This is a genomic window from Mycobacterium sp. Soil_C_30 (genome assembly GCF_057656995.1).
This window is the reverse complement of the sequence record NZ_JBDGJH010000002.1, coordinates 174,145-194,508: the sequence shown is the minus strand read 5'-3', so window position 1 is coordinate 194,508 and position 20,364 is coordinate 174,145. Positions and strand designations below refer to the sequence as shown.

The following is a 20,364-nucleotide window of genomic DNA, read 5'->3' as shown; positions in this document are numbered from 1 at the left end:
GGTTCCAGTCGCCTGACCCCGCCGTGTGGTGACCGGACCCGGGCCTGCTTATCCTGAGTCGGCGATGAGCGAGATCCTGATCACCGTCTTCGGGCCGCTGACGGTCCGCGTGGCGGGTGAGATCGTCGAACTCAGAGGCCCGCAACCACGCGCCGTGCTGGCGCGGCTGACCGTGGCCGCCGGCGAAGTGGTGTCCACCGACCGGATCATCCACGACATCTGGACCTCCGAACCGCCACCCAAGGCGCTCGGCGGTCTGCAGGTGCACATCTCGAACCTGCGGCGGGTCCTCGAACCCGCGCGGGCCCGGCGCACTCCGGCCCAGGTGCTGGTGAGCTCCCCGCCAGGCTATGCACTGCGACTGCCCGTGGATGCGGTGGATTCGTGGCGGTTCGAGGCGCTGCTGCGCGACGCCGGCGCCGCCGCTGAACCCGAACAGCGCGCCGGGTTGCTGCGCGCCGCCCTGGACTGCTGGACCGGTGCGGTGCTCCCCGAGTTCGCCGATGCCGACTGGGCCGCAACCGAAGCGGTGCGACTGGGCGGCCTGCGGGCCATCGCCGTCGAGCAGTACGCGGCGATCGGTCTGGAACTCGGCTGGGATTCGACGCTGATTCCCGAATTGGAGCGTCATCTCGCCGCCGACCCGCTGCGGGAAGAGGCGGTGCGGCTGCTGGCGCTCGCGCTGTACCGGGCAGGCCGGCAGAGCGACGCGCTGGCGCAGCTGCGGACGGCGCGCGACCGGCTGGCCGACGAACTCGGTATCGATCCCGGGCCCGCGCTGCGGGAGTTGGAAGCCAAGATCCTCGACCAGTCCGATGACCTGCTGGGTTCGCCCCGGGCGGTCCCGGCCCCGCGGGCCGCCACACCCACCCACGTCGACCCGCCGGAGCCACTGACCCGGTACCGCGCCACCTTGGTCGGCCGCTCCGCCGAACTCACGCGGATCGACGCCGCAGCGGCGATGGTGACCGCGAAAGGCCTGCGGACCGTATGGGTGGGCGCCGACTCCGGCGCGGGCAAGACCACCCTGGCGGAGGTGGCGGCTCACCGGCTCGGCGCGCGCGGGTGGGCGGTCGCGCGGGGCCGTTGTCCGGAGGTCGACGGCGCTCCCCCGGCCTGGGCCTGGTCCGAAGTGGTTCAGTCCCTTGGCGATCCGGCACCGGAGTTCGGTTCGGCGTTCGAACTGGCGGCGGCGGTGGCGCGGCGGCTGCGCCACGTCACCGACGACAGTCCGCTGTTGGTGGTTCTCGACGACCTGCACCGAGCGGACGGCGCGACGCTGCAGCTGTTGCGTGGGTTCGCCCACGACCTCGCCGACCGCGCCATCCTGATCCTCGCCGCGCACCGCAGCGCCGAGGCCGGACCAGACCTGACCGCCACCTGGGCGGCACTGGCGTCCGTCACCGCGGAGCGGTTGGAGCTCGGCGGGCTCAGCCGGGAAGGCATCGTGGCGCTCGTGCGCGAACACGCACCCGACGGCGGCTTCGCCCGCGATGCCACGGTGATCGACCAGCTCATCGAACGAACGGGCGGAAACCCGTTGTTCGTCACCGAATTCGCCCGGCTTCTCGCCGCCGAAGGACCCGCCGCGGCGTCGGCGAGTGTCCCGACTGGTGTGCGGGATGTTTTGCGCCGACGCCTGAACCGGCTTCCCGGGACGGCCCGCACAGTGCTGCAGCAGGCCGCGGTACTGGGCCGCGAACTCGACGTCGATCTGCTGTTGCGGGTCGCTCGGCGCGACGAGGACGAAGTGCTCGACGGTCTGGAGGCCGCCGTGCTGGCGGGCCTGCTCGGCGAGCCCGGGCCCGGGCGGGTGCGGTTCACTCACGCACTGGTGCGCGACACCCTCTACGAGGACACCCCGGCGTTGCGCCGGGCCCGCTGGCATGCGGCCGTGCTGAGTGAACTGCGCGGCGCGCCGGCGCCGGACGTGGCGGCGCTGGCCCACCACGGCCTGGCCGCGGCCACCCCGGCCACCGCCGCCGACGCGGCCGAATTGGCCTCTGCCGCAGCTGGACAGGCGATCACCCTGAACTCTCCGGCCGAGGCCGTGCACCTGGCACAGGAAGCGCTGCGGATGACCGAGCTGGCTCAGAACGGCGTGCCCGTCGCCGCTCAGGTCCGGATGCTGGTCCAGCTCACTCGCGCAGCGGCGCAGGCGGGCGCGGCGACAAAGGCGCGTCCGGCCAGGGCGCGCGCCGTCCAGCTGGCCGGAGACAACCAGGCGCTCCTGCTGGAGGCACTGACCGCCTACCGGGCGCCGATCTCGTGGACCGTCAACGGTTTCGGCGCCGAGGACACCGCCATCGAACAGCCACTGCGCCGCGCCCTCGCCGAACACCCCGATGCCGACCCGGTGACGCGGGTCTGGTTGTTGGTCGCACTGATCTTCGAAACCGAGAACGACGCCGCCGCTTACGGTATGGATGAGGTGATCCGGTGGTCACAGGAAGCGCTGGCCACCGCCCGCCGGGCCGGTGATCCCAGCGCGCTGTGCGCCGCGCTCAACGCCCGCGCCTATCTGGCTCTGGGGCCCGATCTGGCCGATGAGCGGGAAAGCCTGGTGGCGGAACTGCTTTCGGTGGCGCGCGCCCATGACCTGCTCGGGTATCAGGCGCTGGCACACTGGTTCCTGTTCCTGTGTGCGTCGGCCCGCACCGACCTGCCAGAGGCCATCCGGCAAGCCGACCTCGCGGTCGAGCGCTCCACCAGCGGACAGCTCGCGGCCCTGGTCCAGGTGGTGGAGATCTACCACGCGGTGCTCTGCGTGCTGACCGGCCGGCTGGACGAGGCCGAGCGCGAGTACCGGCGCCTGGCCGCACAGATGGCCGACACCGGAATGTCGAGCGCGGCCGAAGCGGCACTGGTCTTCGAGCTTGTGCTCGGTTTCGCCCGCGGCGACATGTCCGGGCTGGTGGATGTGATGGTGGGCCTGCACGAGGTGTACCCGGACGCCATGAACGAAGCGCTGGTGCTGTGCCTGCTCGACGCCGGGCGGGGGCAGGAGGCCCACCAACGCTGGGGTCAGCGAGCGCCGTTGCGCCGCAACTACTATTGGCTGGCCCGGATGGCGTTGTTCGCCCACGCGGCGGTGCGGGTGGGTGACCTCGAGGCCTGTGCGCACGCCTACGCCGAGCTGGTTCCCTGGGCGGGGCGGGTGGCCGGAATCGACTCCGGTTCGGTGGCTTTCGGCACGGTGGACGATGCGCTGGCGCTGCTGGCCGACGCGCTCGGGCGCCCCGGCGATGCCGTCGGGCACCGCGCCGATTCCGAGGTGGTGCGCACACGCATCGCCGCCGACCTCGCGCTCAGCCCCAGATGGCCTTCTCCATCCGTCGATACCGCGGCCGGACCAGGGCCAGGATGACATTGATCATGGGACCGGCCTGCGCCTTGAGTGTGTCGAGCTCGGCCGGCGTCACCGCAGCGGCGATGCGGGGCAATTCGAACGACATCCGTGCGCACCTGCGGATCCGGGCCTCGACATCGTTCCAGTCCGCCACCGTCAGGTAACGCCGGATCACCGGGAACGTGTCGCGTTCCTCCTCGGCGATGTGCTCGTGCAACATGATGCGCATTTCCGTCAGCCGGGTCGCCACGACGGCCGCGGTGCGCTGCGTGGGCTCGGCGGCGAACAGACCGACGGCGACGCCGAGCCCGTCGAGTTTCGGATCGAGTGCTTCGTGATCCTCGGTCAGCGGAGCGAGGTCGATATGTGATCCGGCCCGCTTCTCGATGACCGGCCACAGGATGTCGTCCTCGGCACGGTGGTGATGGTGAATGGACTCGCCCATCAGCTCGAGGTAACGGACCAGCGCGCGTACCCGGCGGCGGCTGATCGGCACGCCGCCGTCGGCCATCGCCATCGTGATGCCGGTGGTGCGGTCCAGGTCGCGCAGCATCACCCGGTGGGCGATCGCCATGCCCAGGATGTCGGGCACATCGGCGGTGGGCACGTTGGCAGAGTCGGTGGTCATGGGGACACTCCTGGTCGACAGCGGATTCGGTCACTGCACTGTCGGCCCGGGTACTTGCCGCGGACTTGCCGGCGACTTGTCGGCCGGACCTATCATCGGGCGCGTGGGCATTCCCGAGGTGGACCCGACGGCCGGATCGTCGTTGCTGCGCGTCGGCGCCAAAGTGACCGGCACCAAACCCGGCCGGTGGCTCGCGCGCCGGGTGGCTCCGCGCATCGACCCGACGCTGCTGCGGCTGTCCCGCGGACGGTTGTCCTCAGCGCTGGTCACTCCGGAGCTTCTGCTGTTCCACAAGGGCTCCAAGACCGGGCGGTCCCGCACCACCCCGTTGACGTATTTCACCGACGGCGGCCGCGCGGTGGTGATCGCGTCGAACTACGGCGGCTCCCGCCACCCGGCCTGGTACTACAACGTCCTGGCCAATCCGCAGGTCCGCATCTCCGCGGGCGGCTACACCGGCTCGTTCGTGGGTGAAGAAGTCACCGGCGCCGAACGCGACCGCCTGTGGGATCTGGTCGTCGGGTTCATCCCGTCGTACGCCGACTACGAGCGCCTCGCCGGAAACCGCCGCATTCCGATCCTCGTGTTCACCGAGGTGCCCCGACCTCCCAACCAACCGGTAGGCTGACTCACCGACAACCGTCATTGTCGGATGAGGAGAACACTGTGCCGGCTGAGCTTCACACGGGTCGGGTTGCGCTGTTGGAGGCCGTCGGCACACCGCTGGTGTTCGCCGATGTGGAGTTCGGGCCGTTGCTGGGTGATGAGATCCTGATCCGGGTGGCCGGAGTGGGCATCTGCCACACCGACCTCACCGCGATACACGGCGCGCTTCCCCTGCCGCTGCCGGTGGTGCTCGGCCATGAGGCATCCGGTGTCGTGGCTGCGGTCGGTCCCGCCGTGACCGCCCTTGTCCCGGGTGATCACGTGGTGGTCAGCTTCGACTCCTGCCGCGACTGCCGATCGTGCACGTCCGGCCGGCCCGCCTACTGCCACCGGTTCGCGGCCCTGAACTATCGCGGTGTGCGCAGGGACGGGTCCACCACCATGACGCGCGCCGGGGCGCCGGTGCACGGAAACTGGTTCGGCCAATCCTCTTTCGGCACGCACGCCGTCGCCACCGCCCGCAACGCCGTCAAGGTGGACCCGACCCTGCCGCTGTCGCTGCTCGGACCGTTGGCGTGCAGTCTGCAGACCGGAGCCGGAGCGGTGCTCAACGTGCTGTCACCGAAGCCCGGTGACAGTATTGCGGTATTCGGTTTGGGCGCAGTGGGTTTGAGTGCCGTCATGGCAGCCCGCGCAGCACAGTGCAGCACCATCATCGCCATCGACGTGAACCCCGAACGGTTGGAGGTGGCGGCCGAGCTCGGCGCCACCCATCTGATCAACCCGTCCGGCATCGGCGACGTGGTGGCCGCGGTGCTGGCCGCCAGCCCGCGGGGCGTGGACCACAGCGTCGACGCCGTAGGGCTGAGTTCGGTGGTGCAGCAAGCGGTTGCGGTACTTCGCTCGCCTGGAACCTGCGCCACTCTCGGGCTGCAGGGGCCCTTGAACGACACGGTGATCAACCAGGGTCATCTGCTGATGGGCCGCACCCTCACCGGGGTGATCGAGGGCGACGCCGACCCGCACACCTTCATCCCCGAGCTGGTGCGGCTGTGGCAGGACGGCCGGTTTCCGTTCGACCGCCTGGTGCGCAGCTATCCGTTCGAGGCCATCAACGACGCGTTGGCGGCAGCAGCCGATGGCTCGGTGCTCAAACCGGTGGTCACGTTCGCCGACTAGGGATTTGGGCGCGCTCGTAACCGCTGAGCGGTTACTTGCGCGCCCAAATCCCTACTTGGGGCCGATGATCAACGGGGTCGTGATGCCGTCGGTGGCCAGATCGCCGGGGAAGCACGGCGAGATACCGCTGATGGTCGGCGGCTGCCCCGGCGGGCTCGACGATTCGATCTGCAGACGGTACCCGTCGGGGCCGTAGCCGAACTGGTTGGGCCGGGGGAAATCGTCGCGCTCGAAAACATGCCATCCCCAGCTGCGCCAGATCTCGCCCACCTCGCCGATCACGGTGGCACCGTCGGCTCCGGCGGGCAGCACGAGCTGCCGGACATCGGTGAACATCATCTCCGGCGCGTCGGGACCGGTGGGATTGTCGTCGCACGAACGGTTTCCGCTACCCACCCGGTAACGGGTCCCGTCCAGCGTGGTTCCCGCGGGCAGTCCTTCGACCGTCCTGGAGAGATAACCGATCACGGTGTCCTGCGCCTGTTGTTGGCTGGCCGGCACCACGGGTTCGAGCGTCCAGCCGGGTGGCGGTGCGGGTGTGGACGTCATCGGCGGTCCTCCGATCTCGGTTGCGCCTGTCGGGGTGGGCGCCCCCAACGCACCGTCATCACCGCCGCAGGCCGTTGTCGCGAGCAGCAACGCTGCGACGAGCGCGGCGGTACCCAACGACGGTCGTGGTTCGCTTCTCATCGCGTTCGATCATCCCCCGGGCGTCAGTCGGTGTGGCGGCGGTTGTCCGGCGATGATCGCACCCATGTTCAGCAGGGCCGGGTTGCCCTGGTCCCAGTAGCTGCTGTGCGCCTCCACCGAAGGCAGGTCGAGAATGGGCGGGCCCAGGTTCGGCCCCGGAGCCGCCTCGAGCCGGATGGCGCCGAAACCCTCGGTCGTCGGGCTGGGCCCCAAGCTGAAACCGGTCGCGATGTTGATCGGGTCGAACCTGGCCCGCATCGAGTAGACCTCGCCGCCGGCATCGAGATCCAGATCGCCCGCATGGTCGACGAGCATGCCGGGACTACCGACGGCGATGACGTTGTCGACCGGGAGTTCGTTACCGCCGGAAGCCGCGGCGCCGACCAGCGTCGACCCGTAGCTGTGCCCGACGACGGTGTTGACCGACCGGGTGCCCTCATGGGAGGCACGCATACCGTCCTGGAATGCGGCCAGACCGGCACCACCGTCGGTGGCGAAGCCCGGGTAGGCAGCCTGCCCCAGGTTCATCGGCCGGTCATAACCCATCCACGTCGTGACGGAGACGTCCTCGGGCATCAGGTTGGCGTCCGCGCGCAGAGCCGCCTGGTACATGGCTTCGGCGTCCTCGGTGCTGTACTGCAGCCGGGCCAGATCCTGCCCCGTCCCGGGAACGAAAGTCGCATTGCGCGAAGCGGTGTCGGGATTTCCGACCGACACCGCGGCGTGGCCTTCGTCGTCCAGAAGCCCCAGGTACCGGTGCACTCCGTCACCGGCCTGGAGTTCGGACCGGACGGAGCGGTATCCGTCGAGTTGGTCAGTGGCCTTGTTCCACTGCTGTTTCCACTCCCGGTAGGCGGGCGGATTCGGATTGGCCGTCGTCGGCCGTCCGTTGACCCACTCCGGGTGCGCCGCGGCCAACCGGTCCACCTCAGTCTGCGCGGCGCGCGTCAGGTCCTCCAGGTGCAGGCGGTTGTAGCGGTCCTTGTCCACAAACGGCATTCCGGGTTGATTGCCGATGTCGTGGTTGTGTTCGTAGAGCCAGTCCTTCTGTTCGGTGGTGAGTTTGTCCCAGAATTCGTTGAACTGCTCCGGGTCCTCCGGCAGCACACCACTGTTGAGCGCCGCCTGCACGTCAGGGTCATTCGAGTGCGGTCCCGCTGGGATCGGTGCACTTCCTCCGGCCATGTCGATGGCATTGGCCAACGTCGCGTCCACCAGATTTGCGTCGGCGATCAGCTTGTCCACCCGGGGCTGCAACTGCTGCTGCTTGAGAAGCAGTTCCATCGGGTTGCCCGAGAATCCGGGGCCTGCAACCACCCGGCCCGACGCCGGATCGATCTCCATGTCCAGGGCCTCGGCGTCGGCCTTCAGTGCCGCCAGTTCGGCCTTGATGCCCTCGATGTCGTCGGCGGCGCTGCGCGCGGCATTGGCGACGGCCAGCGCTTCCTGGCCGTGTGCGTCGAGGTCGGCGCGGGTCTTGCCGATCGCTTCCCGGGCGGACTGGGCCGCTTCGCCTCCCCAGGTGGTGAACGCCGGTAGCGTCGCCAGCCCGTCCGCGGCGTCCAGGGCCGCCTGCGCACGACTGCTCGCGGCGTGGAACACCTCGCGGACATCGCCGGCGTCCCATCGCTCGATATCGGCGACGGTCAAGGCCACGGGAGCGCTGCGCTAGAGCCGAGAGGCAACCGAGTCGGTGGCGGCAACGCCGGACGCCATCGGATTCTCGATGTCCACCCTCAATGCCACAGCGACCCCCTCAGCGCACTGTTGTTCGGAAATAATCAGCAGCAAACAGAGTAAGCCCGCCGGTGACCGCCGGTGTGCATCACGTTGGTTCGTTCGCTGGGCGGGTACTCGCCCAGGCATGGCTGACACATCGTGGAATGTCCAGATCGGCGAAGTGGACGATCCCGGCGACACGGGCATTCCCCCGGTGCCGAGGACTGTTTACGAGGGTGGCGAGGACGGCGCCAAAGCCGCGTACGAGGAATGGACCGCGAAAGCCACCGAGGGCGATTACCGCTACGTCCTGCTGCGGCACATCGGCGATGTCGTCGAGTGCTGGGGAACCCCGCCGGCCGTCGGTTGACCTTGCGGGTCTTTGCACTAGCGTCAATAATGTGACGCAGGCCACCCCCGTCAACCCGTTTGACCACCCCGTTGCTTCGGCTACCCTGCCGTACGGGGAGTGATCTTGAGTCGCTACCGGAACGGTTCATTGCTGTAACGACAGTTCCAGACGGGGGTCTGACGAATGTCAAATTTGCTGCAGAGGCGTTGGCGCCTACTGAGACACAAGGTCAAGTACCGAATTCGCGATCTGCGGACCTTCACCCATCCGGGGGTCAAGCTGGCGATCGTCGCCATCCTCATCATTGCGGCGCTCGGGGCGGTCATCTACGCGCTGCGTTCCGATCCGGCGAACCAACCGCCGCCGGGCGAACCACAGTCCAGTTCCGTGCCGGGATATTCCGCGCCGCCGCTCGGGCATCTCGCAGTCCGCTGAGACACCTTCGACAACGACAAAGCCCGCCCTGACCGGTGTCAGAGCGGGCTTGTCTGTTGGGTGGAGCTAAGGGGACTCGAACCCCTGACCCCCACACTGCCAGGACCAGGCGCGAGGCATGACCAGGCACTACCGACCTAGATTCGGCTTGTAGCTGTTGCTGCTTGCGTCGTTTCTGTCGTCGGGGTTGTCGTCAAGACTGTCGTCTAGCGCGCTGGCCTCGTCACCCATCAACCTTTCCGAATTGGGAGGCCGGATACCGGGCGCATGAAGCCAGTGGAGCCTTACCGCTATGGTCAGCCCCAGGGCAGCACCCTGCGCTTTAGGAGATAGGAGGCCAGATTTGGCGAGGACCGCGTTACGCAACTCCCACTACGACTCGGACGTGCACCTTGTGCGTCCTTCCCGAAGCAACAACGCGCTACAACGGCACCTCGTATTCGCGCGCTCCAGTCAAGAAGGGCGGTTTCCCGCCCCGGTGGAGACCCGTTTGCAGCTGTCGGACTGGTCCAGGTGCGTGCTCCCAGAATGGATCCAGCGCATGGCGTACCCGGAGGCAAACACCTTCTTCCCGGACTTCGGAGTCGCGAGGCTGTGACGCGCTATTCGGAACGCTTTTTTCGGAACAGAGCCGGAAACGTATCCGCGCGGTCCGCTTCCGAGTCATTGCGGACTGCCGCGAAATTTACAGAGGGGCCATTCGATATTTTCCTCAGCCACAGCTTCAGCGACGCTCAATTGATCTTCGGCATCCGCGAGTGGCTCGTATCGAAGGGGCTATCCGTCTACGTAGATTGGATTGACGATCCAGAGCTAGACCGTAGCGCCGTTTCCTACGCAACGGCAGCCCGCTTGCGTAAACAGATGGACCGATCGCGCAACTTGTTGTACGCAACCTCTCGCGCCGCCCGAACGTCGCGTTGGATGCCTTGGGAGCTTGGGTACTTCGACGGACGGAAGGGTGGCGAAAGAGTGTCCATACTAGCCTTAGACAATTCGAGTGACACTAAGTTCGTAGGAGAGGAGTATCTCAGCTTATACAAACGTATCGAACAGCTTGAAATTGGCGGTAAACACGGGCCCTACGCAATCCGCCCCACTGGCAGGTACGGAGAGTCGTTGAAGTCATTTGGCCTCGGTTGGCGTGACTATAAAGAGCTGAGCGGCCTTTAGCGATATCTATGAGCTACTAGCCACCAATCAAACCTGCCAGGACACACGCTCTAAATGGATACGACCGCTCATGTCGACCAAACGCTTCACTACAGAGGTAGCCTGAGGAGTGCAAGTCAATTAAAGATAAAGGCACTAATCAAGTCGCGTACAAAGGTTGCCAACGTAGGGTTTCGGCCCTGAAGCGTCGCCGGATCTGGGCGCCTGGTGCTCCCATGGACCAGCATGCAACGGTCTACGTAACTTCTTCTAAAGAGCTCCTTCGGGGACAGGCCGTCGTACAGATCAGTCAACAGGCGGGCTGCAAGTTCCTGACCCGCCTCACTGATTGATTGCTTTTTGACGTTTCCAAGCGCATTCAGTAACACGCTTTTCGCCGCAGGGCCGACGCCATCGAACGAATGAACCTGGTGAATCAACAAGTCCAAACTTTCAACGATCTCCGGGGGGCGTCTCGTCTGAACGATCAGTGATTCCATCGCGGTCACAAGTGTGACGCACCTTGTTTCTGGGTTCGATTCGAAATAGGAGGCATACAGCAGGTCAAGGGCCAATTCCTGACTTTCGCTTAGCGAATAGTCCAGTCGGCCAATCTCGGCAATTACGCCGTCAGCGAGCCCTTCCAGCAGCCTCGGGGAATCGACGCCCGGCCACGAGTCGCCGGATCCATGCATGAAGATTATTCTCGCGTCTTCTTCGTACACATTCAGACGGTTAATAGGCAGAGCAACTCCCTTACCTTCCGCCTCTGCTTGCGCGAAGACCTCTGGCCGCCAGGCATTCCCTGTACCGCCAAACTTTGCGCCTACGCCGGCCCGCGCGAGAGCCACCTTGAGGTGTCTGCTCCATTGCAGCCCTGCCGCGATTGCCCCCTCCGGCGTATCAAAACCATGGCCATATAGAACTAAAGCCCGTTCGCCGTCCTTGAAGAAACAGATGGAAGGACCAGACCCATCCAGCACGATTGCCATGTCATTAGGTGCGTCAGTCGAAACCGGGGTTTGGTAGCTTAGATGTACTTGGTGTCGAAATGCGTACGGCACAGAGTCGAACCCCTCCGTTTACTCCTGGATCCGCCGTCGTTTCGCGCCCGGCTTTTGATCCGCGACGCACGTAAATGGCCTACATTCCGACGCATCCGCCTGGCAAAGAACCAGTAAGGACAAACGGTCAATTATCAGCTACGGTCTGACGCGAGTTTTCGAGGCGATGGGAGCAGTCCGCTTTTCAAAAGCCTGCTCAATGTACTGCTCCGGATCAGAGTCAAAATCGTCCCAGTCCACTAGCACGCAGTAACGATCTTCTTCGGGGTAGGAGCATTTACCATTTGGAATGTAATAATTGTAGTTGAACTCCCTTATGGTAGTACTATCGTTTATCCTCACCGTGCTATGCGGGTTACCACAGGTGAGGCACGTGTACGTATCGCCATAAATTGATGTTCGTACGCTTGGAAGAACGATCCCCAGTATGCCGTTTTTGGAGTGCTGACTCGAGCTATACAAAGATGCCTGCAATTCTCGTTTTATGAAGCGCTGCTCGTAAGGCCCTAAGTTTTCGGCGCTATAAGCGCCTATCAAAAATATTGTTACGGTCGAGTCATACAGGTAATCCGAACGAATGCGCTGCATTATATAGTCTTCATCATTGGAGTTTATCGGAGTATTCAACGACTTATCAACGTAGTCCAGATTGTCCATTGTTTGAATGGCAGTCTTATAGGCAGCGTCTTCAGTTTTGAACGATATATAAACTTTTCTTCCCATTACGCAGCTATCTCCTCAAGTCAATCTCTCGGCACCTCTAGAGGCCAACCACATTGTATGTTCCCTACTAATGGCTTCCTCTGCATTGGCTACAGCCTCCGCCCAGTCATCAGCGTTAATTGTTGCAATGACGTTCTCTTGCAGCGCTAATTCAACGGCGGCAACGCGGTACGCTGACGCTAGCTGGGAGAATTGTTTTATGGCAACCCATGCTGCCACTGACGCTACAAGCGCCGCGATGATTCCCGCGAGGTCAATAAATTTGTCAGCCTGCAAGGTTGCGACGGCAGCAGTTATCGCCACAAGTTCGCCCATAACCATCGCCCAGCGCCCGATGTTTGCACGCCGAGCATTCCACGATGCTTTGTCTCGATACCACTTCTGTTGCTCTCGCGTTCGTTCGTCAAGGTATGTCTGCCGACGAACCTCTAGATCTGCGGCCCTGAGTCTTTTCATAGACTGTGTGACAACCGGCGCCTTGTCTACCAGATCTAACCGATCCTTGGCCTTTGACACGACCTCCGCTATTCGCTTGGTGAGTAGCTCGTCCGCCTGGCGTTCGTCTAGATCATACGAAAATGGTGCTGCACCCACCGCGTAGCGCCAAGCAAGGGTTTTCGTTGACTCGGCGATTGCGCGTCCTGCGTACCAGTCACGCTCGGGCTGCTCCGCGATCAACATAACCTCGGACGCAAAAGCGACCAAGAATGCGATGACAACGAACCATCCCACCCATGACCAAGTTTGATATAGGGCGCCTACAGCGCCGAAGACTGCTGCAGCTAAAAGTGCGGCAAGACGCGCGCCGCTCCGCATTAGGTAGTGACGCTGGCCCCGACCAGATGCAAGGTCAGCGGCGTCGTGGATCCCGGGCAGCTCCATCACACCTCCTCGGACGAAGTTTGCCACATCTCCGCTTTGCTGCGCGGCAGCCGCGACGACGGTGTGTTCGCCGCGGCCGTCCAATCTGGCTCACTCCGTGGGTCGCCATCTCGTGAAGAAACAAATTGTGCGACGACGCAAAATGTCGTTCGCCATGCCAGAACATCGCATGGGCAACATCAGCGGCCGCGCTCGCGCCGACCTGTGCGTCACCCGTCCCGCCTGCCGAGCTGTGCACATAGTCGATGGAGCTACCCGCGCTACTGGATAACTCGTTTCGCGGCTAAACGGCAGTGATAGGCGGCGCTGGACACGTCGAGCCTGTCGCAGATTAACCGTGGCCGCGCCGCCCACAGTGAGGCTCCGTGCGAGGAGGGCCGCGGCTGAGTGGGTTTAACGTAATTGAGCTGCAAATTCGGTGCTTTCAAGCGGCGGTTTGAGCTAATGTCTTTTTTGCATCCTTTCGCGTTTTGCCGAATCGCGCGGCACACCTTGAATATTCTTTACTTACCCTTCGGTGCGACGTCTGACTTCCCGGTGGAATGTCGATAGCGGGCTAACAGCCACTCTGTCGGCGGGGCACTACAAGGGGCTCGATCGTTTCGTGCGATCGGGCGAAGTATCCGACGCCTGGGGTCCGTCTGCCCGGAGGTTTGCCGCTGCACGAAAAGCTGGCTTTCAGTTCGACTGCCGAGACCACCAGGTGATCGGTGCCCGCTACGAGGGGAGGGCCTTCGGTGAATGTTGTTGTAGGAGTTGACGTTCACAAACGCAATCACACATTTGTGGTCGTAGACTCAAACGGCCGAAAGCTAGGCTCAAAGACAGTCGCGGCCACATCGTCAGGTCACAGTGCAGCTCTGCGCTGGGTTCGGGGTGGCTTCACGGGTGACCGGCTGTGGGGCGTCGAGGATGTCCGCCCTCTCGACGCGTCTCGAAATCGAGCTGTTGGAAGCGGGTGAAGCCGTTGTAAGGGTACCGCCAAGACTGACGGCACGGCATCGCGCCTCAGGACGGGCTCTAGGGAAGTCCGACCCTATCGACGCTCTCGCAGTCGCGCGGGCCGTCTTACGTGAACCTGACCTGCCAATTTCCCGGCACGACGGCGTATCCCGCGAAATGAAGCTGTTGGTCGACCGTAGACGCAATCTTGTCGACATGAGAACTGCCACGATGAATCGGCTGCTCAGCCCTCTCCACGAGCTCGACCCAGAGACGCGTCCCCCCTCTCGGTCGTTGAATCGGATCAAACATGGACAAGCTGTACTCGTCGTTTTGGAGTCGCACTCCGGTGTGCTTGCGGAACTCGCACGCGATGAAATGGCCGACCTCGTGCACCTGACGACTCAGGCGAGTCGGCTTGAAAAGCGCATCACGTCGATTGTGGAAGTGATAGCACCGAGCTTGCTTAAGATTTCAGGGTGCGGTGCGCTCACTGCCGCGAAAATAATCGGCGAAACTGCTGACATCGCTAGATTTTCAAGCGAGTCGAAGTACGCCTCCTACATCGGTCTGGCACCTGTGCCGCACTCCTCCGGGGGGTCGGACGTCCGATTCCGCGCATACAGACACGGCAATCGACAACTCAACAGCGCGCTGCATACCATCGGGCTGATGCAGATCCGCAACGCTGGCAATTCGTACTATCAACGCCGCCTTGCAGACGGGGACTCGCACGCGATAGCCATGCGGTGTCTGAAACGTAGGCTGTGCCGGATCGTGTACCGGAGCCTAATAACTGATCGCCCATTGCGGTCGGCCGGCGGTGTGATCGGTAACCGGTTGTAGGAGGAACAGCGCTCTATTGGCCTTGATGGCAGCACAACGCAGGACGTCCAGAAAGGCCGCCAACGGGCAAGGTGGCGTGTACCAGCGACCCGACGGGCGTTGGGAAGCCAAAATCTTCGTCGACACTCCCGACGGACGTCGGAAACGAGTCAGCGTCTACGCCAGCTCCGAGCGCGCAGCTCTCGATGAGCTGAACAAGCTGCGCGACCAGCAACGCCGCGGCATCCCAGTAACCGTCACGACGCTCACGTTGCGGAGTACATGACGTACTGGCTGGAACACATCGCCGAGCCTGGAATCCGGCGAACCACCTATGCAACATGTGAAGGAGACGTGCGGCTCCACATAATCCCGGGTATCGGAAGACGGAAGCTCAAGACACTGCAGGCTGCTGAGATTCGGGTATGGCTTAACAGCCTCCGGACGCTATGCCAGTGTTGTGCGCAGGGGAAAGATGAAAAGCGGACGACGCCGAGGTGCTGCGCCAAAAGGGTGCCGGATTGCTGTGGGGATACGCTCTCGGCTAGCTCGATCCAGCACGTCTTGCGGGTGCTAGGTGCAGCGCTCCAGGATGCCGTCGATGAGGAGCTTCTGAATCGCAACGTAGCGCGACTCGTGCAGCTGAGGCTGACGGAAGATCGGAAAGTCCGGAGCTTCACGCAAGCTGAGGCGCAGCGCTTCCTCAAGACCGCCGAACATAACAGGCTGTACGCGCTTTGGGCCGTTGCGCTTGCTATGGGGCTGCGCCGAGGAGAAGCGTTGGGCCTGTCCTGGGCTGACACCGACTTGGAAGCTGGCCGGCTGACTGTACGTCAAGCTTTGCACCGGGTTGACGGTCAGCTGAAGCTCGACAGCGTAAAGACGGAAGGATCCGTAGCAGTACTGCCCATCCCAACGCCCCTTGTGGCAATCCTCCGCGCTCATCGCATACGGCAGCAGGAAGGAGAGACTTGCGGCTGGCCCCGAGTGGCGTGACACCGGCATGGTCTTTACTGCGACCCAAGGCGGCTATCTAGAGCCGCGAAACGTGAACCGGGCATTCCGAGCCCTGTGTGAGCGCGCCGAGGTGCCGCTCCTGAGGGTGCACGATCTACGACACTCGTGCGCGACGCTCCTGTTCACGATGGGAGTGTCACCAGCAACGGTGCAGCGCATCTTGCGACATAGTTCCCTGGCCGTCACCACTGGGACGTACGTCGAGGTGATAGAGGCCGTACAGAGAGACGCCTTGGATTCCATGGGCATGCTGTTCGAACAAGCAGCCGAACCGCGGCCCCACGGGTTGTCGTCATAGAAGCCATTGTTGTCGTCGCGGTTGTCGTCAGACGGCCGCTTCGACCCTGCAAGAACTACATCATTCCTGGTGGAGCTAAGGGGACTCGAACCCCTGACCCCCACACTGCCAGTGTGGTGCGCTACCAGCTGCGCCATAGCCCCTTGTGGTGCGCTACGAAGTTACACCACCGGATGAACACCAACCAAAATGGCTGGTCAGGGCAGCTCTCCGCAGCCTTCCGGCCCCAGCGGGCGGGTCGGCGTGTGCACGGGTTCCGGCTTGGGCCGGGTCTCCGGGGCGAACACCCAGCCGACGGCGGCCAGCAGCAGGATGGCACCGCTGATCGCGAACGCCCATCCGAAGGACAGGTACTGGGCGATCAGGCCGACCAGCAGCGAGCCGCCGATGGACCCGACATCGGCCATCATCTGGAAGGCGGCCACCGCGGTGCCGCCGCGAGCCTTGCTGCCGATGATGTCGGCGACCGCGGCTTGCTGCGGCGAGCTGAAAATGCCCGTCGCGAAACCGGCGACGAACGCCGACACCAGAAACAGCGTCAGTCCGTCGGTGAACCCCACCACGGCCGTCGAGACGCCGGCGACCGTCAGGCCGAGGATCAACAGCACGCGCCGGCCCATCCGGTCGGACAGCCGCCCGCTGGGCACCACCGCACAGACGTTGCCGATGGCGAACGTCGCCAGTGCCAGTCCGGCGACACCGGCACCGCGGTCGAGCACCTCGGTGACGAACAGCGGCACCAGCGCGACACGCAGTCCCCACGCCGACCACCCCGTCGCGAAGTTCGACAACAGCGCCGCCCGGTAAGCCCCGTTGCGGAACGCTTGGCGCACCGTCACCTTCTCGGTGACCTCGGTGGCCGGCGCTGCCAGCGACGAGTGCCGCAGGCTGATGAACACCACCGCCGCCGCGATCAGCAGCGCTGCGCCGTAGATCAGGAACGGCGCCGACAGGCCGAACCCGGCGGTGAGGCTGCCCAGCACCGGCCCGCCGACCGATCCGACCAGGAACGCCGAGGAGAACATGCCCGCCACCCGCCCGCGCGCGTCGTCCGGGCTGATCCGGATCATCAGCCCCAGTGCGGAGATGAAGAACATCGTCGACCCGATACCGCCCAGGGCGCGGAACAGCAGCAGCTGCCAGTACGTCGCCGCAAAGGCGCACGCCCCGGTGGACAGGGCGACGATCACCAGGCCACTGACGTAGATACGCCGCTCCCCCAGCCGCTGCACCAACGACCCCGCGGCCGGGGCGAACGCCAGCCGCATCAGCGCGAACGCGGTGATGACGAACGTCGCCGCGCTGATGCTCACCCCGAAGTTGCGCGCGTACTCCGGAATGACCGGTGCCACCACGCCATAACCCAACGCGATCACCGCGTTGGAGAAGATCAGGATCCAGACTTCGCTGGGTAACTTCGGCTTTCGATCGGTGTCCGCCGAACAGTCACCCTCCGAGACAGCACTCACGAGATGACTGTATTGACCACCTCGCGGGCGGCCTCCTGCACCTGCGCCAAATGCTCCGGCCCCTTGAACGACTCGGCGTAGATCTTGTAGACGTCCTCGGTGCCCGACGGCCGGGCGGCGAACCACGCGTTCTCGGTGGTCACCTTCAGGCCACCGATGGCCGCGCCGTTGCCCGGTGCGGTGGTCAGCTTGGCGGTGATCGCCTCGCCGGCCAACTCGGTGGCAGCGACCTGCTCGGGCGAGAGCTTGCCCAGCTTCGCTTTCTGCTCACGGTTGGCGGGGGCGTCGATGCGGGCGTAGGTGGGTGCGCCGTACTTCTCGGCGAGCTCGGCGTAACGCTGCGACGGGGTCTTACCGGTGACGGCCAGGATCTCCGAGGCCAGCAACGCCAGGATGATGCCGTCCTTGTCGGTGGTCCACACCGAGCCGTCGGTGCGCAGGAACGACGCCCCGGCGGATTCTTCACCACCGAATCCGATGGTGCCGCCGATCAATCCGTCGACGAACCACTTGAAGCCGACGGGCACCTCCACGAGTTTGCGGCCGATACCGGCGACCACCCGGTCGATGATCGAGCTGCTGACCGCGGTCTTGCCGACGGCCACGTCGCCGGGCCAGTCGGGCCGGTGGGTGTAGAGGTACTCGATCGCGACAGCCAGGTAGTGGTTGGGGTTCATCAGGCCGCCGTCGGGGGTGACGATGCCGTGCCGGTCGGAGTCGGCGTCGTTGCCGGTGGCGATCTGGTAAGCCGTCTTGTCTTCGTCGAACTTACGGATCAGCGACGCCATGGCGTTCGGGGAGCTGCAGTCCATCCGGATCTTGCCGTCGGTGTCCAACGTCATGAATCGCCACGTGGCGTCCACCAACGGGTTGACGACGGTGAGTTCCAGCTTGTGACGCTCGGCAATGGCACCCCAGTAGTCGACGCTGGCGCCACCGAGGGGGTCGGCGCCGATGCGGATCCCTTCGGCGCGGATGGCGTGGATGTCCACCACGTTCGGCAGATCACTGACGTAGGCGTCCAGGTAGTCGTGGCGCTGATGGGTCCGCAAGGCGCGCGTCAGCGGCACGCGCTTCACGTCTTTGAGACCTTCGCGCAGAATATCGTTGGCGCGCTTGGCGATCCAGCCGGTGGCATCGGTGTCGGCGGGGCCGCCGTTGGGCGGGTTGTACTTGAAGCCGCCATCGCGCGGCGGATTGTGTGACGGGGTCACCACGATGCCGTCGGCCAGGTCCGATGTGCGCCCGCGGTTGTAGTTCAGGATCGCGTGGCTGACCGCCGGGGTGGGTGTGTAGCGGTCGGCGGAGTCGATCATCGCCACCACGTCGTTGGCGGCCAGCACCTCCAGTGCCGAGACCCAGGCCGGCTCCGACAGGCCGTGGGTGTCGCGGCCGATGAACAGCGGACCCGTGGTGCCCTGGCCCGCGCGGTACTCCACGATGGCCTGCGTCGTCGCCAGGATGTGCGCCTCGTTGAACGCACCGTCGAGCGCCGAACCTCGATGGCCTGACGTCCCGAACACCACCTGCTGGGCGATGTCCTCGGGATCCGGGTCGACCGTGTAATAGGCGGTGACGAGATGCGGGAGGTCGATCAGGTCTTCTGATTGCGCCGGTTGACCGGCGCGAGGGTTGGCAGCCACCCCTCAATTCTGCCCACCCAGGCCACTGGTCGCGCAATGGGTAAACCGTTGGACATCGGCTACACACTGAAGTCATGTCCGCTACGCGAATCGACGGCTACAAGCTGCTCAGCTTCGCCTCCCAGATCGACGACAACACGATCGAACAGGCCAAGCAAACGGCCGCTATGCCGTTTGTCCATCCTTACGTCGCCCTGATGCCGGATGCCCACAGCGGCAAGGGATCCGCAGTGGGCACCGTCATCCCCACCGTCGATGCCGTGATACCCGCAGCTGTCGGCGTCGACATCGGCTGCGGCATGATCGCCGCGCGGACGGTCTACTCCGACGCCGACCTCGCCGGCCGCCGGCTCAGCGAGCTCCGGGTGAAGATCGAATCCGCCATCCCGCTCTCCCCCGGCAACTACAACGCCAAGACCGATCGGTACCCGTTCACCCGAGCACGCCTGGACGCGCTCACCGCCGCGGCCCGGGACGGGCAGGTCGACCTGTCGCACTCGCCCAAGTGGCGTGAGCAGCTCGGTTCGCTCGGCGGCGGCAATCACTTCATCGAGCTGTGCCTCGATGAACAGCAGCGGGTGTGGATGTTCCTGCACTCGGGGTCGCGCGGTGTGGGCAACAAGATCGCCTCACGGCACATCAGGATCGCCCAGGAACTCTGCAAGGGCCAGCCGCTGCCGAACCGGGATCTTGCCTACCTGACGGCCGGCACCACCGCGTTCGACAACTACCTGCGCGAGCTGCGGTGGGCGCAGCAGTTCGCCTACGAGAACCGGGCCGAGATGATGGACCGGTTCCGCTGGGCACTGGCGGCGTGGATGGGCGACGACGAGTCCGGTATCGAAACCGAGCGGGTGAACGCGCACCACAACTATTCGGTGCAGGAACGCCACGGCGGCCGCGACGTGTGGCTGACGCGCAAGGGCGCCATCGACGCGCACGTCGGCGTGCGCGCGGTGATTCCCGGGTCGATGGGGACGAAGTCCTACATCGTGCGGGGAAAGGGCAACGCCGAGGGTCTGTGTTCGGCTCCCCACGGCGCAGGACGGCGGTTCTCACGCACCGAGGCCCGCCGACGGTTCACCGCCGCCGATCTCGCCGACCGGATGAAGGGCATCGAGTACCGACACGGCGAGGCGTGGGTGGACGAGATTCCCGACGCCTACAAGGACGTCGACGTCGTGATGGCGGACGCGGTTGACCTGGTGGAGGTGGAACACGTCCTGCGACAGGTCCTCAACGTCAAGGGCACCTAGGCCCGGGGCCGAGGCTGGCGAGGCACGAGCCAGGCGAAGGAGACCGGGCCCGACCGCCAGGCCCGGGGCCGAGGCTGGCGAGGCACGAGCCAGGCGAAGGAGACCGGGCCCGACCGCCAGGCCCGGGGCCGAGGC

The 20,364-nt window shown here is 64.8% G+C and carries 16 protein-coding genes, 1 tRNA gene and 2 pseudogenes; 9 read left to right on the top strand and 10 right to left on the bottom strand.

Translation table 11 applies throughout. The features are described from left to right. The first annotated feature begins 64 nt into the window (after nucleotides 1-64). Nucleotides 65-3,367: an ATP-binding protein gene (locus AC3A6P_RS03865; RefSeq protein ID WP_487688599.1), complete on the top strand. Its 3,303-nt coding sequence runs from the start codon at nucleotides 65-67 to the stop codon at nucleotides 3,365-3,367. On the opposite strand, the gene AC3A6P_RS03860 is transcribed toward AC3A6P_RS03865, so the two are convergent. Beyond that, nucleotides 3,309-3,977: a hemerythrin domain-containing protein gene (locus tag AC3A6P_RS03860; RefSeq protein ID WP_487688596.1), complete on the bottom strand. Its 669-nt coding sequence runs from the start codon at nucleotides 3,975-3,977 to the stop codon at nucleotides 3,309-3,311. The genes AC3A6P_RS03865 and AC3A6P_RS03860 overlap by 59 nt on opposite strands. A 103-nt stretch (nucleotides 3,978-4,080) precedes the next feature. Between AC3A6P_RS03860 and AC3A6P_RS03855 the strand changes: the two genes are divergently transcribed. Then, a complete protein-coding gene (locus AC3A6P_RS03855; RefSeq protein WP_487688594.1) occupies nucleotides 4,081-4,605 on the top strand; it encodes a nitroreductase family deazaflavin-dependent oxidoreductase in 525 nt (174 codons plus the stop codon). A gap of 38 nt (nucleotides 4,606-4,643) precedes the next feature. Further along, the gene (locus AC3A6P_RS03850) at nucleotides 4,644-5,762 is read left to right on the top strand and encodes an NAD(P)-dependent alcohol dehydrogenase (protein ID WP_487688591.1); all 1,119 of its coding nucleotides are present in this window, start codon (nucleotides 4,644-4,646) and stop codon (nucleotides 5,760-5,762) included. A 51-nt stretch (nucleotides 5,763-5,813) separates the two neighbouring features. Here the strand turns inward: AC3A6P_RS03850 and AC3A6P_RS03845 are convergent, their stop codons facing one another. After that, nucleotides 5,814-6,452 carry a hypothetical protein gene (locus AC3A6P_RS03845; protein ID WP_487688589.1) on the bottom strand — a complete coding sequence of 213 codons (639 nt, stop codon included), beginning with the start codon at nucleotides 6,450-6,452 and terminating at the stop codon, nucleotides 5,814-5,816. 9 nt (nucleotides 6,453-6,461) lie between these two features. Next, nucleotides 6,462-8,108 carry an alpha/beta hydrolase gene (locus AC3A6P_RS03840; RefSeq protein WP_487688586.1) on the bottom strand — a complete coding sequence of 549 codons (1,647 nt, stop codon included), beginning with the start codon at nucleotides 8,106-8,108 and terminating at the stop codon, nucleotides 6,462-6,464. A gap of 208 nt (nucleotides 8,109-8,316) precedes the next feature. Between AC3A6P_RS03840 and AC3A6P_RS03835 the strand changes: the two genes are divergently transcribed. Together AC3A6P_RS03835 and AC3A6P_RS03830 are read left to right on the top strand one after the other, a co-directional pair. Continuing rightward, on the top strand, nucleotides 8,317-8,541 hold the full coding sequence (locus tag AC3A6P_RS03835) for a hypothetical protein (RefSeq protein WP_487688583.1): 225 nt from the start codon (nucleotides 8,317-8,319) through the stop codon (nucleotides 8,539-8,541). A gap of 165 nt (nucleotides 8,542-8,706) precedes the next feature. After that, nucleotides 8,707-8,958 carry a hypothetical protein gene (locus AC3A6P_RS03830; RefSeq protein ID WP_487688581.1) on the top strand — a complete coding sequence of 84 codons (252 nt, stop codon included), beginning with the start codon at nucleotides 8,707-8,709 and terminating at the stop codon, nucleotides 8,956-8,958. A 1,289-nt stretch (nucleotides 8,959-10,247) separates the two neighbouring features. On the opposite strand, the gene AC3A6P_RS03825 is transcribed toward AC3A6P_RS03830, so the two are convergent. The 3 genes from AC3A6P_RS03825 to AC3A6P_RS03815 all read right to left on the bottom strand — a co-directional run bounded on the left by AC3A6P_RS03825 (nucleotide 10,248) and on the right by AC3A6P_RS03815 (nucleotide 12,779). Next, the gene (locus AC3A6P_RS03825) at nucleotides 10,248-11,102 is read right to left on the bottom strand and encodes a hypothetical protein (RefSeq protein WP_487688578.1); all 855 of its coding nucleotides are present in this window, start codon (nucleotides 11,100-11,102) and stop codon (nucleotides 10,248-10,250) included. 210 nt (nucleotides 11,103-11,312) lie between these two features. Beyond that, nucleotides 11,313-11,897, bottom strand: a complete 585-nt coding sequence (locus AC3A6P_RS03820; RefSeq protein WP_487688575.1) for a TIR domain-containing protein — start codon at nucleotides 11,895-11,897, stop codon at nucleotides 11,313-11,315. 15 nt (nucleotides 11,898-11,912) lie between these two features. Then, nucleotides 11,913-12,779 (bottom strand): DUF4231 domain-containing protein, encoded by an 867-nt coding sequence (locus AC3A6P_RS03815; protein WP_487688572.1) that lies wholly within the window; start codon nucleotides 12,777-12,779, stop codon nucleotides 11,913-11,915. Nucleotides 12,780-13,516: 737 nt separating this feature from the next. On the opposite strand from AC3A6P_RS03815, the pseudogene AC3A6P_RS03810 reads away from it, so the two are divergent. Beyond that, nucleotides 13,517-14,567, top strand: a pseudogene (locus AC3A6P_RS03810) (IS110 family RNA-guided transposase). Nucleotides 14,568-14,828: 261 nt separating this feature from the next. Further along, nucleotides 14,829-14,975: pseudogene (locus tag AC3A6P_RS03805) on the top strand (tyrosine-type recombinase/integrase); the annotation flags it as partial. A gap of 144 nt (nucleotides 14,976-15,119) precedes the next feature. On the opposite strand, the gene AC3A6P_RS03800 reads toward AC3A6P_RS03805, so the two are convergent. Then, nucleotides 15,120-15,551 carry a hypothetical protein gene (locus AC3A6P_RS03800; protein ID WP_487689410.1) on the bottom strand — a complete coding sequence of 144 codons (432 nt, stop codon included), beginning with the start codon at nucleotides 15,549-15,551 and terminating at the stop codon, nucleotides 15,120-15,122. On the opposite strand from AC3A6P_RS03800, the gene AC3A6P_RS03795 reads away from it, so the two are divergent. Further along, nucleotides 15,550-15,861 carry a tyrosine-type recombinase/integrase gene (locus AC3A6P_RS03795; RefSeq protein ID WP_487688569.1) on the top strand — a complete coding sequence of 104 codons (312 nt, stop codon included), beginning with the start codon at nucleotides 15,550-15,552 and terminating at the stop codon, nucleotides 15,859-15,861. The genes AC3A6P_RS03800 and AC3A6P_RS03795 overlap by 2 nt on opposite strands. A gap of 67 nt (nucleotides 15,862-15,928) precedes the next feature. Here the strand turns inward: AC3A6P_RS03795 and AC3A6P_RS03790 are convergent. The 3 genes from AC3A6P_RS03790 to pgm all read right to left on the bottom strand — a co-directional run bounded on the left by AC3A6P_RS03790 (nucleotide 15,929) and on the right by pgm (nucleotide 18,973). Continuing rightward, nucleotides 15,929-16,004: transfer RNA gene (locus AC3A6P_RS03790), tRNA-Ala, on the bottom strand. A gap of 54 nt (nucleotides 16,005-16,058) precedes the next feature. After that, a complete protein-coding gene (locus tag AC3A6P_RS03785) occupies nucleotides 16,059-17,330 on the bottom strand; it encodes an MFS transporter (RefSeq protein ID WP_487688566.1) in 1,272 nt (423 codons plus the stop codon). Further along, a complete protein-coding gene (pgm, locus tag AC3A6P_RS03780; protein WP_487688564.1) occupies nucleotides 17,327-18,973 on the bottom strand; it encodes a phosphoglucomutase (alpha-D-glucose-1,6-bisphosphate-dependent) in 1,647 nt (548 codons plus the stop codon). Before pgm ends, AC3A6P_RS03785 begins: the two co-directional genes overlap by 4 nt. A 74-nt stretch (nucleotides 18,974-19,047) precedes the next feature. Between pgm and AC3A6P_RS03775 the strand changes: the two genes are divergently transcribed. After that, a complete protein-coding gene (locus tag AC3A6P_RS03775; protein WP_487688562.1) occupies nucleotides 19,048-20,229 on the top strand; it encodes an RtcB family protein in 1,182 nt (393 codons plus the stop codon). Nucleotides 20,230-20,364: the final 135 nt, after the last annotated feature.